The following is a 12,265-nucleotide window of genomic DNA, read 5'->3' as shown; positions in this document are numbered from 1 at the left end:
CAACGACTCACGTCATCGTGCGGATGAGCTCGAGCGTGGACGGCCCGCTCAGCCAGATGAGCCCGCCCGGCGACGCACAGCCCTTCTCGATGTCCGAGTTGAGATACGTCACCGTCCAGATGGCCGTGGCCTCCGCGAAGGCGCCCGACTCCACGGTGCCCGTCAGCGTGAAGACCGTCAGCGGCCCCTGCGCCAGCTCCCGCGACTGACTGAACACCAGCGTGGACGTCTCACCCGTGTTCCACGTCACCACCTGGCGCACCGTGCGCGGCGTCAGCAGGTCCGCGCACGAGTAGCCCGCGAGCAGGCTCGAGTCGAGCGGCAGGCGCGCGGACACCACCGAGGACGCGGGGATGGTCACACAGTTGCTCAACGTCGTGGCCCCCGCCACCGTCACGTCCTTCGTCACCTCGCTGAGCCCCGGCAGGTACGACGCCTGGGTGATGCCGACAGGACAGGTGACGACGACGGGCCCCGGGCTGTCGGAGCGCGGCGGGGCCACAGCCGCCCCGGGCTCCCGGGGCTCATGCCCCTCCTCGCCACTCTCCGCCGACACATCAAAGGTCGAGGTGAGGGCGAGTGCGGAAAGAAGGACCACCACCGCCGCCGACAGACTTCTGCGCATTGCCGCTCCCGATAACGCTTCCGTTGCCGAGATAGGGAGCCACCGCGCACACGCCCATCCGCGAAATACGACAAGGGACGCTGGGAGACGCTCACACCTCCCCGCGAGCACGGGGCGGTGTGCCGCACCTCGCACGGGAAATGTCGGACACCAACGTCCACGCCCGGCCTGTCGGAACGGACACAGCAGCGCGCGAGTGCGGCGTCGTGAGGCCATGAGCGCGCCACCACGACACCGACTCACGCGCCCAGCGGATTCAGAGCAGCTTCGTCAGGGTGAGCGTCGTGAGGCCGGAGAGCGAGGTGAGCCCTTCGGGGGACGCGCAGCCATCCTCCAAGTCCAAGGTGACATAGGTGATGGTCCGGACCGCAATCGAGTCGACGAACTTTCCAGAGAGCACGGTGCCCGTCAGCGTGAAGACGGACAGCGTGTCCTGCACGCCCACGCGGAGCTGGGTGAAGACCATCGTCGAGGACTCCCCCGTGTTCCACGTCACCGTCTGGGTGACCGTCCTGGGCAGCAGCAGGTCCCCGCACGAAAAGCCCTGCACCACGCCCGACGTCAGGCTGCTGGTGCCCGATGTCACCGGGTCACCCAGCACCGTCACGCAGTTGCTGAAGGTCGCCTGACCCGACACCGTGACATTCTGGGGCGTGTTCTTCAGCCCCGGCGAGTAGGAGGCCTGACTCGTTCCCACCGGACAGGTGACGAGGACGAGGCCCAAATCCAGCGCCGCCTCCGAAGTCTCCGCCGAGGAACCCTCATCTGGTGCCGCGAGCACGCGCTCTTCCACGCCCCCACACCCGAGCATCAGCAGGACACACGCCATCAACAGACACGCCGTTCGTCGCATGAACGCCTCCGTGAATGAGGCGTCCAGCGTATCCAGCGAGTCCATGCGAGCCGGCCCCCTGCCCCACGGGAACATGCGACCTTCCGCTACGCGACAGGCCGAGCGTTGGCCACGCGATGCTCCTCACCCCGCAGCCAACCCCGCAATCACTCCCACGGGTTCGCGAACCGCGCGTCGCGCGTGAACTCCACATCCGTGAGGCTCTTGAGGAACGCCACCAGGTCCGCGCGCTCCGACTCCGTCGTTCGGGTTCGCCACAGGCCACCGTGGTTCCGTCCGGTGGTGAGGCCATGAGCGCGCCACCACGACACCGACTCACGCGCCCAGCGGCTTCAGAGCAGCTTCGTCAGGGTGAGCGTCGTGGGGCCGGAGAGCGAGGTGAGCCCTTCGGGGGACGTGCAGCCATTTTCCAGGTCGAGGGTGACATAGGTGATGGTCCGGACCGCGGTCGCGCCGACGAATTTCCCGGAGGCGACGGTGCCCGTCCGCGTCAAGACGGTCAGCGTGCCTTGCACGTCCAAGAGGAGCTGGGTGAGAACCAGCGTCGAGGACTCCCCCGTGTTCCACGTCACCGTCTGGGTGACCGACGAGGGCTGCAGGAGGGCCACGCACGAAAGGTCCCGCACCACGACCGGCGCCAGGTTGGTCGTGCCGGACGTCACCGGGGCGCCGAGCACCGTCACGCAATTGCTGAAGGTCGCTGGACCCGACACCGTGACATCCTGGGGCGTGGGCTTCAGCCCCGGCGAGTAGAAGGCCTGACTCGTTCCCACCGGACAGGTGACGAGGACGAGGCCCAAATCCAGCGCCGCCTCCGAAGTCTCCGCCGAGGAGCCCTCGTCTGGTGCCGCGAGCACTCGCTCTTCCACGCCACCACACCCGAGCATCAGCAGGACACACGCCTTCAACAGACACGCCGCTCGTCGCATGAACGCCTCCGTGAATGAGGCGTCCAGCGTACCCAGCGAGTCCATGCGAGCCGGCCCCCTGCCCCTCGGGAACAGGCGACCTTCCGCTACGTGACAGGCCGAGCGTTGGCCACGCGATGCTCCTCACCCCGCAATCACTCCCACGGGTTCGCGAATCGCGCGTCGCGCGTGAACTCCACATCCGTGAGGCTCTTGAGGAAGCGTCGCTCCACCCGCTACTCCTCGGCATCCGACGTAACGAGCGTCCGCAGCTCCGTCCCCTTCGTGACGAGTTCCCGAGCAATCCGGGCGAGTTCGCGCGTCAACGCGCCCCGACACCCGGCGATATCTCGGCAACCTCGCGTCGCGTCGTCCAGCAGTTCGAAGACCCGCGCATGGTAGGCCTCCGGGTGGGACCCTCGATGTCCCTTGATTCGAATCAGGTTCGCTGGGTCCTCCGGGCGCATCCCCCCCTTGCCGAAGAGTTCCTGGCAGCGCTGTGCCCACGGGCCGCCATCCGATTCAGCGGCCGTGCCCTTGCCCGCGCAGATGGGGTGCACCGCCCCTTCCGCGTCCCCCTGGATGCCACCCACCGTCCCCATGGGAGCCGCCCCAGGTCCCATCGCGACCGCGGCGACCGCCGTTGGCGCGAGCATCACTTTCAGCTCTCCTCCGGACGTGAGTGCAATCGACCGGACGTCTCCGGACAGGGCTCCCGCGAGCTGAAAGCCCGCTTCCGTCTGGGCGCGTATCGCGGCTTGAGCAAAACCCGGCATCTTCGGTCCCCGCGTCGTCATGGCATTCCTCCCGCCGAGCACTGACAGAGAGACCACCACCAGGACTCGGGCTCCGTTGTCGCCCAGCACATTGCCGAAGCGATGTCCGACGCGCTCCAGCTCCTCGAAGCTCGCCGCGTCCCGGGACTCTTCCACCAGCCGCGAGAAGCCCTGCCCGAGCTTCCAGACGGGTTCCGTCCCGAGATACGCAATCAACGAGGCTGCCCAGGCGAGCGAGATGGGCTTCGTCATGGGCTCGGGAGCCACCAACGTCTTCAGTGCCGTCCCGGACATCGTCGTCACCAGGCCCCGCAGGGCCGCGACATTCACCGTGTCGCGGAGGTCCTCCTCGATGTCATCCCAGGCGCCATCGAACGCGAAGTAGAGCGCGAGCATCCTGCGCTCCATCGGCCCCAGCGTGAGCCCACCGGTCATCATGCCCAGGCAGCCCATCGGGTCCTCCTGCCGATGACAGATGCGCTCATGGGTCGACGAGACGGCCCGCCCGAGCGCTCCGTCGCCGCCGCTCCCGTGGGACACGCTCGAGGAGCGACGATCCTCCTGGTCGACCTCCTTGAACACGGCGTCCAGGCGCAGGTCGGGCACGAGCCGCGCGACGGCACCCTTGAACTCCTCCTCGTCCATCTCGACAGGCTCTGTCTCGATGGGCGTATATGCGATTGATTTGCCCCCTCCCGTATCCAGACGGACGACACGGGTCGACGCGCAGCCGCTCGCCAGCAGCAGCGCAAGAACTCCCAATGCTCTCATGGATGGCCCCTGAAGACAGCCGCCAGCGCATCGACGAGCGATGCGCCTCATCTCCGCGGATGACACCCGAAGGCACCGGGGATGGACATCCCCCTCAGGAGGTATTGCATCGAGGCACGGGCGTCATGGCGCGCCGCCGCGCCTTCACGCCTCGCCGGGGTCCTCCCCCACGACAACCCCCACCATCTCTTCGTCACCAAGAACTTCGTTCTTGAGCGGGAAGCGGAGCATGGCCTCCATCTGCTGGAAGAGCGCTTCGCCCATCAGTTGTTCCTTGCGCCAGCGGGCGGCGGCCAGACGCAGGCTTGGCTTGTACTGACCGGCAAGGATCCACTGACGCATGGCCTCCAGGGTCGCAAGCCGTGCTTCATCACTCCCCTTGCGCAGGGCGTCGACCGAGGAGAGGACCCACTCCTCATTGATATTCAGCGCCGGCTTCTGCCTCTGTGCTCGAACATTCTCCGCCAGACTGGAGAAGAGCCGCCGCCCCTCTTCCGCCAGCAGGCTCGCGCGCTGCCGACACCTGACAACCCGCTCTCCTTCCTGCACATCCGTTTTCTGGGAATGATTGAAGAGCAGGTCCAGTCCAGCGACATCGGCGATGCGCTCCATGCCCCCTTCATCCTGTTCGCGCCAGAAGGCCCAGTACCAACCCAACCGTGTGGCAACGACTCCCGGGAGGCGGGATTGCGTCGCCGCCCGGCGTCCAGGACGCAGGGCGCGGATTCGCGCATAGCGGGCGGGCTCCGTCTGCTGGATGGTCAGGATTCGTTCGGCATGGCGGCCGAGCGCATCCATCTCGTCCTGTGCTTCAGCCTTCTCCAGGGCCATTCCGGCATAGATGTCCAGGACACCGTCCACATCGGGCCGCTCCTCCAGTGGAAGGATGTGGCTGTCTTCACCAAAGACCTTCAAGAACTCCTGGATGCGCCGCCGGAGCACCTGCTCGAGCCCCAGGTTGGATTCGAGGGCCCGCTCCGGCAGGAAGCTGGAGATGTGAATCTCCTCGTTCAGGCTTCCCAGGCGGTCGATACGTCCCGCGCGCTGGATGAGCCGCACGGGATTCCAATGAAGGTCGTAGTTGATGAGAGTGTCGGCATCCTGGAGGTTGATGCCCTCACTGAGCACGTCCGTGGAGATGAGCAGGTCGATCTGCTCCCCCTTCGGCACCGCGGAGCCATCCCGCACGGGATTGGCCCGGGGCGCGAAACGCTGAGCAATCCGCCGGACGTTTCCGCTGCTCCCCGTCACCATCTCGACGACACCATGCCCCTGCTGGAGGTGCGCGTGGAGGAACTCCGCCGTGTCGGTGAACTGAGTGAAGATGAGCGTGCGGTGCTCGCCGGGAGGACGTGCCGCCAGATAGGCCCGAAGGCGCGCGAGCTTCGCATCCGCCGCCGAGGTCTGCTGATGCATGGCCCCCAGGAGTTCGTCCACCCGGTCCAGGTCCGCCGTCAGGGCGTTGCGCAGCCGGTCCACATGGAACATCCCCGAGGGCATCTGGTCGCCTCCCGGGGTCGACTCGCCTTCGTCCTCCACTTCCGCGACGACCAGCACGAAGCCCTCCTGGAGATTCGAGAGGGAACGCCGGAGCCGGGTCCGGAGTCGCTCCAGCGAGGCACGGAACGCGGCTTCACTGGACTCCAACCGCTTGAGCAACAGCACCTTGAACAAGCCTCGAAGGCTCTGTCCCGCCTGCCGGAAGCCGACCATGCGGGAATCGTCGCGGTGCATCTCCAGCACGTAGGCGGCCAGCCCGTAGAGCGGGTATTCCATGCTACCCAGCACCTGGATGATTCGCTCGTACAGACCGGTGCCGTACGTGTCCTCGATGCGGTAGCGCAGACACTGCTCTGGTCCCGAGACTCGCTTCGGAAAACGGATGGGAACCCAGTCATATCCCCCAGCAGGCCGTTTCACCGGGAGCTTCGCGTCGCGGTAGTGGTTCTGGATGAAGCGGCGGGTGCGGCGCACCACGACGTGCTGGAGGACGTTGGTGAGGGACTCCTTTCCGGCCTCCACCGCCTTGAAGTAGTCCTCCAGGGATTCTCCTGGGAAGGGCAGCCGAGTGAAGTTCTCCGGAAAGAGCTTCAACTGCTGCATCACGTCCCGGGGGCTGTTGTTCTGGGGCGTCGCGGAGAGCAGCAACACCTGCCGTCGCGAAGGCACGTTGTTGGGATGCAGCCACTCCCAGATTCGCTCATAGCGGCGCGTCGCGGGGTTGCGGAAGTTGTGGGACTCGTCCACCACGAGCACCTGGCGCTGGCTGTACTTGGGAAGATCCTCCAGCTTTCCATGGGACAGCGTGCGGAGGTTCACTCCGAAATCGTCGGCGAGGGCCTGCCAGGTCGGACACACGGTGGGCGGTGCAATCACCAGCGCGTGGCGGTCCATCGTGTCCTGGAGATACCGCAACAGGGCCATGGCGATGTATGTCTTTCCCAGACCCACGACGTCCGCCAGGAAGACGCCTCCGAAGCGCCTCAGGATGCCCTTGGCCTGCTGATAGGCCGCCCGCTGGAACGTCGTCATCACGTCCAGCAGGGGATTGCTGTCGGTCAGGTCGGCGCCCTGGAGCATCTCCAGGAAGAACTCCGAGAGGACCTTGAGATACAGGTCCTCCGCCCCAATCATCCCTCCAGCCCAGGAGTTCTCCAGCAGCGCCTGGACCTCCTTCGAGATGTCTTCCGACTCCGCCGCGCGCAACCGGAACCATTCCCGGGCCCGCTCATGCATCGCGCCCGTGAGCGTCAGCTCCAGCTCCGCGCCCGGAGGCCGAAGCAAGGTGCCCCGCGTGATGGGCCCCATGGGGACGAGGCTGCTCGTCGGACGGCTGATGAGCCGGCTGAAGAGGGGACCTGGTTGATGGTGGAGAACGCGAGCCTCGGCGGCGGAGAGCTTGCGAACCCACTCCCCGATTCTCGACTCCCATTCCGTCGTCTGGGGAAGTCCATCCAACTGTCCACCGAACGCCTCCAGGAGCGCCTGACGATGCGCATGCGTCGCCTTGGCGGGGAGGGCCGCATGCGGCTCCTTCGCGAGGGCCGCGTGTCCATGCGGAGGCTGTGCCAGCAGACCCGGCGCCGACAACAGGAGCTCCATGCGCGCCTCGGCCTGGAAGATCTCCAGGACGTCCGTGCGCAACTCCCCCGCCGAGACCAACGTCGCTCCGTCCATCGACCCCGTGCTCATGAGACCCGCCCTCGCTTCAGCCAGACATCCATTGATGTGGAGAGGAGCGACACCTCGGGGAGAAGCCCCGTGTTGTCGCCCAGCCAGGCCGCCATGGTGACCTCCAGAAGGGAAACCTCGTCCACGTCACCCACTGGCGGGATGGGAGGCGGCACGAACAACGGGGTCGCCACCAGGATCTCCTCGGGATGCGGCGATACCACTGGAGCAGCCCCTGCCGGAGGCACTGGGACCACCAGGGTCGGCTGCGTCTGGGGAAGCTCCGTCCCCATGGGGACCGCCCCGGCCTCCAGCCCCAGGGCCCTCAGAAGGACCGGACTCCAGACACCCTCCACGGGGAGTCCTGCATGCGCCACGAGGAAGCGGACGGGTGTCGTGGCCGCCTCCATGCCTGGCCATCGAGCCCAGGCGGCGGACGCGAGCGGGGGCACGAAGCGGCGGCCTCCAGCGGCCCCCTTCTGGTCCGGCGGCGCCCAGGACCATCCCGAGGGGGCGCCCTCGCGAGGACGAGACTTCCACCAGCCCGCCAACGCACGCGCCAACAAGCGATGCGCGGTCCGCAGCCATGCACCCTCTCCCGGGAAGGCACGCCGCACCCGCTCCTCGACCCACACGCTGGCCCGCGCCCCATCCTCGACGAGCGGGGTGGGCCGCCTGGCTTCGAGGAGGCGGCAGAGGTCCAGGGGCCGTGACTCCCGCAGGATCAACGCCCCCATGAGTTCCCTCAGCGCCACGGTCCCCACGCTTCCAGGAGGCATCCTCTGCGCATCAGGCGATTCCCGCCCCGCGTCCACCTGTTCGGCGTCCGACGTGGAGAACGCCCCCACGAGGCCCATCAAGCGAGGCAGATGAAGCCGGAGCAGGCGCTCTCGCGCGGCGCGCTCCTCCCAGAACTCCGCCGAGAGAGGCTCGCATGCGGGCGATGGCAACGGTGGAAGGAAGAGGGCCTGCTCCGACGAGAAGATGCCGATGGTGCTCACCCCTGGCGAGGTCGGAGCCATCCGTAGCCTCACCACCTCGATGCCATCACGAGGTGACTCGTCCCACCCCTCGTCGTCGCTGTCGGGGTCTTCCTCAACCCGCGTCTCGGTACGAACCTCGGCGGGTGAAGCTCGTGACAGGAGCTCATGGACGTGGGGAAGCCGCTCGACCCCCCGTTCGATGAAGGCGCCGTCGAAGCCGGCCGCTACCGGGCTGCCCTCCATGCGAAAGAGCCCTGGGACCACGGAGCGCAGCCCCGGCGCTCTCGTCAGGGGCCAGAGGCGCGTGATGAGGCCCGCGAGGCTCGTGGGTTCGTCCCGATGCATTCCCTGGTCCATCGGGCCAAACAGGGCCGCGACGGCCTCGTGGAAGGAAGCCCGCGCCGTTTCAATCACGAGCCGGGCGCCTGAAGCGCGCAGGGCCACGAGCCTGTTCGATGCGAAACGCACCCGGTGGTACGCCTCCGTCAACGGAGACTTCACGAGCCCCGGTGCCCCAGGCGGCAGCCCCGTGGGATGAAAGGTATTGGGCAGGACCGCCAGGCTGGAGAGAAAGAACCGACCCACGAGGTCCGCGCTCCCCGTGGCCACGTCGTGCTCCAGGGTCTCCAGACCTCGCAGCAGGGCTTCGCGCTCGGCGGCGGACAGCCGCCCTTCCAGACGCTTTCGTCCGGCGGCACCTGGAGCCCCGTTTCGCAAGGCCTGACGCATGAGGATTCCCAGCACCACGGCGCCCACCCGGACCTGCTGCGCCTTCAACTCGGGAAGAGTCAGTCCCAGCAGACAGGCCGCGCTCTCCATCCTCCAAGGATGGAGTACCGGCTCACAGAGTCCCAAGGCCGGCAGGGCCCGCCGCTCCTGCGTCGGAGGGCGCAACACGACGGGCGTGCCACAGCCCCAGGAGCCGGGTTCGCACGGCTCGAAGGCGCGCCTGCGCCCGTGCGTCCGGCCACACCAGCAGGACCACCTGACGGGCGCGTCGTCTTCCTTGGCATAGCCCGTGGTCCATTGCCGCACGCGGGACATGGTCAAGGACTCCAGCTTCGCGGCCCGCCCCTTTCCCGGTTGGCGCGTCGACTTCGTCTTCATCCAGTCAGGCGGCGCGATGTCGGCGGCCTCCAGGACTTCCGCGAGGCGGGGAAGAAAAGGAGGGACATCACCCGCCCAGGCCCGTTCGACCTCCGCCAGCTTCGCCGAGTCCTCGGGACGAGCCGCCGTCCACCACAGACGCTCCATGGCGGACAACGCTGGCGCTTCAGCGCTCGCGGGAATGCCCTCTCCATCGCGGGCGCGAAACCGGAGCTGGAGGTCGGGTCCGACGAGCACGTCGCGCGTCGCGGGGAGCACGAAACAGGTGCCCACGTGGGCGGTGGCCCGCTCCAGCAGTTCGCCCGTCACCCCATCGAACCACACGTCCGAGGGAGAAATGGCCGCGAGGGTCGGGTCCTCGATGACCAGCTGCGCGGGCGCACCATCTTCCTGATACGGAGCATCCTCCCGCCTCAAGCCTTCCTGGAAGGGAAGCACCCGCCCATCTGGCAGGACCAGATGGCTCCAGGGAAAGGAAGGAGCCTCGGTGCCCACGACGAGCGTGATTCGCCACGCGAGCCCTTCGCCCGACTTGTCCCGCTCCAACTCCTCATGGATGTCGAGGACTTGTCCGTGGACACCGGGCGGAACGAACCAGCGCTCCACGGCCTTGGGAAGCTTCAGCGAGGGGAGCGGGAGGATGGTTTCCTCCTCCGCCTCATCCTTCGTGGGCTTCTTCGGCGTGAACGTGAAGACATTGGCGGCGAGGCTCCACATGTTCATTTCGTGGAGGCTCGTCGTCCTCGGTCGGGTACCCGCGAGCTGGGCCCAGAGCGACCGCTCCGCCTCCAGCCATGCATCTCCGGCCTTCACGCAGGCCCCCCGCGACAGCAGCACGCGGTGCGCGACGACACCTTCGCTTTGCATCAACCCGGGAATCCTGACGCTGAATTCGCGAGCGCGGACCACCTTGCTCTCGGGTGGCGGCGGAGCCTCCATCGTCCACCGGGCGCACAACCGGGGGCCGTGGACGGAGACCACGCGAAGTCCCTCGGAGAGTGGGCGTGCTTGAAGCGCGACCTGCGCGGCCGACCGCAGCCGGCCCGCTGGCAGAGAGGCGAAGTGGGAAAGTCCCCGCGCAATCCAGCCCCGCGTCCCCAGGCCTCCAGTGCCCCCAGCTCGCGGATTCACCTGAGGCAGCGACTCCATCGAGACTCCCAGCCGAACCACCCCCGTCGCGTTCCGGAGAGGCACCGAGAGGTCTCCCCCCGGAGTGAGACGAGCCACTTCGACCGGGACCCACGCCCCCGGACGCAGGTCCGCTGACACGTCGGGACAGGCCCACGCGGGTGCGGTGCCGGCGTCCGTCGCGACGGCGTGCCGCAGGATGGGGAGCAGTTCCTCCGGTGTCGTCATCCCCGGCGCGGGCTCCAGGACCGCCTTGAGGAAGACCTTGCTGACCAGGAGCAGTCGGTCGTCACGCCCGACGACACCGCGCAGGAGGGCCGGCAGGCTCCGAGGAAGCTCATGGGCGTCATCTTCATAGGATGCCAGCCGCATGCTGATGCCCATCAGCTTCCGGTACGTCGCGCTTTCGAGGAACGCGCAGAGACTTCCGCCCGCCAGCGACCCGATGGCCACGGGGTCCCGGGAGGCCCTGAGTACGGAAGGCGCAAGCCCCTCTTCCTTCAGCAACTCCAGGGGTGACTCCAGTTCAGGTTCGGGCCCCGCCCCTTCCGGGGCCGCGCCCTGCTCCGGGATTGGCGACTCCTCCTCGACCTCTTCCTCGAACCCCTCGTCGAAGGACGGCTCCTGGACTCTCGCATCTCCTGCGCTCAGCAGTCCCTTGCCAAACACCCTGGGGACCCACCGATACCAGAGGCCATCCAGGAGCATCCGTCCCTGGTCATCCACCTCCGGCACTCCGACGGGAAGGGAAAGAGGCAGCGCCCTCCCGTCGTCAAAGACAAGCTCCAGCTTCAGGGTGAGCCGCCGAAACCAGCTCTTCCCACTCCGGCTCGCGACCTCCGGCGAAGTGGGGGCCTCGAGGTCATAGCCTCGGTAGCACAGCCTCGCCTGCTTGTGGGCCAGGGTGAAGGGAAGGGCCATGCGCAGCACCCGCTCCAATCCCCACCAGAGCCGGGGTTGCTGACCGGGCGCACCACGGTCTTCTTGCAGGAACGCGCGCCGCTCATGGTCCAGGAGCCGGTCCCAGGTAACACCCGGAGGCGTCGACAGCGAGGGCGCGAGGGCCACCGGGTTCCATTGGCGTGACACCTCCACGGGGTCCGGCCCCAACGCGGACTCCACGCGCCGCACCAGCTCCACCACCTCTTCCCCGCCTGTCAGCCGGAGCAAGCTCATGCGGCGCAGCCATATCAACAGGGTGTCACGCAGCTCGCCGCCCCTCGCATAGCCCACCATCTGACGCGTTCTGGGAACGAGGGTCCCTCCATCCTTCTCCTCCCGATAGGCGAACTGGCAGGCATTCCATCCGGGCGCGATGGCCACCACGAGTCCATAGGGATGTCTGCGAAAGATGGGCTGGAAGTTGGAGCCATGGGGGTAGGGAAAGACGAGCTCCGCCAGGGACACCATGAAGTCGCCATGGCGAGCGATGGTGCGGAGTCGACGGATGACCGCCGTGGAGTCCAGCCGCTGCGTCTCATCCACCACGTGGGCTTCGTATCGGAGATGCCCCACGAACAAGCGGCTCAACAGGGTGAGCGCCGCATCTGCCTCGTCACACCGGGCGAGTTCATCCAGCAGGGACAGGCACTCCCTCCCTCGTGGAATGGTGTCAATCCATGCCGAGCCGTTCTCCCAGGGGCTCCACCCCACCTCCTCGGGTTGTGCCGGCGCATCCCGAGCAAGCGCAACAGCGGCGGGCAACGGCGCCACAGGAGTGACCACCGCGGCGGGAGGAAACGTTTGCAGCCGCCCCACCAGGGCCGCCACCAGCGCGATGTCCGGAGCACCAAGCCCCGCCCAACCTCGTTGGTCGAACTGTTGCCGTAAGGAGCGTGCTTCCTCGCGGAGAGACGACTGCTCCAGTGTCGAGAGCAGTTGCCGCACGACGGATGACGCGGACATGTCTTGTTCGTTCGACAATGAGCCCCCTTGAAGCGCCC

General features: G+C 67.4%; 7 protein-coding genes. All 7 read right to left on the bottom strand.

The features are described from left to right. Positions 1–7: 7 nt before the first annotated feature. Entirely contained in the window at positions 8–625 is a 618-nt protein-coding gene (locus HUA75_RS13050) for a hypothetical protein (RefSeq protein WP_141643185.1), read from the bottom strand. Positions 626–881: 256 nt separating this feature from the next. Further along, entirely contained in the window at positions 882–1,523 is a 642-nt protein-coding gene (locus HUA75_RS13045) for a hypothetical protein (RefSeq protein ID WP_141643186.1), read from the bottom strand. Positions 1,524–1,624: 101 nt separating this feature from the next. Further along, on the bottom strand, positions 1,625–1,789 hold the full coding sequence (locus HUA75_RS13040) for a hypothetical protein (RefSeq protein ID WP_174486594.1): 165 nt from the start codon (positions 1,787–1,789) through the stop codon (positions 1,625–1,627). A 21-nt stretch (positions 1,790–1,810) separates the two neighbouring features. Continuing rightward, positions 1,811–2,452 (bottom strand): hypothetical protein, encoded by a 642-nt coding sequence (locus HUA75_RS13035; RefSeq protein ID WP_141643187.1) that lies wholly within the window; start codon positions 2,450–2,452, stop codon positions 1,811–1,813. Positions 2,453–2,622: 170 nt separating this feature from the next. Further along, positions 2,623–3,933 (bottom strand): AHH domain-containing protein, encoded by a 1,311-nt coding sequence (locus HUA75_RS13030; RefSeq protein ID WP_174486593.1) that lies wholly within the window; start codon positions 3,931–3,933, stop codon positions 2,623–2,625. A 144-nt stretch (positions 3,934–4,077) separates the two neighbouring features. Then, complete coding sequence (locus tag HUA75_RS13025) at positions 4,078–7,125, bottom strand: helicase-related protein (protein WP_174486592.1); 3,048 nt, start codon at positions 7,123–7,125, stop codon at positions 4,078–4,080. Beyond that, positions 7,122–12,227 carry a hypothetical protein gene (locus tag HUA75_RS13020; protein ID WP_174486591.1) on the bottom strand — a complete coding sequence of 1,702 codons (5,106 nt, stop codon included), beginning with the start codon at positions 12,225–12,227 and terminating at the stop codon, positions 7,122–7,124. Before HUA75_RS13020 ends, HUA75_RS13025 begins: the two co-directional genes overlap by 4 nt. Between the last annotated feature and the right edge of the window lie 38 nt (positions 12,228–12,265).

This window comes from Myxococcus sp. CA040A, from assembly GCF_013336725.1.
GTDB lineage: Bacteria > Myxococcota > Myxococcia > Myxococcales > Myxococcaceae > Myxococcus > Myxococcus llanfairpwllgwyngyllgogerychwyrndrobwllllantysiliogogogochensis.
Note: the sequence above shows the minus strand (reverse complement) of the source record. Positions and strands in the feature narration are given on the sequence as shown.

Excerpts from the sequence above, each read along its gene's own strand:
- HUA75_RS13050 (WP_141643185.1), bottom strand. The coding sequence starts at position 625 with ATGCGCAGAAGTCTGTCGGCGGCGGTGGTGGTCCTTCTTTCCGCACTC.
- HUA75_RS13045 (WP_141643186.1), bottom strand. The coding sequence starts at position 1,523 with ATGGACTCGCTGGATACGCTGGACGCCTCATTCACGGAGGCGTTCATG.
- HUA75_RS13035 (WP_141643187.1), bottom strand. The coding sequence starts at position 2,452 with ATGGACTCGCTGGGTACGCTGGACGCCTCATTCACGGAGGCGTTCATG.
- HUA75_RS13030 (WP_174486593.1), bottom strand. The coding sequence starts at position 3,933 with ATGAGAGCATTGGGAGTTCTTGCGCTGCTGCTGGCGAGCGGCTGCGCG.
- HUA75_RS13025 (WP_174486592.1), bottom strand. The coding sequence starts at position 7,125 with ATGAGCACGGGGTCGATGGACGGAGCGACGTTGGTCTCGGCGGGGGAG.
- HUA75_RS13020 (WP_174486591.1), bottom strand. The coding sequence starts at position 12,227 with ATGTCCGCGTCATCCGTCGTGCGGCAACTGCTCTCGACACTGGAGCAG.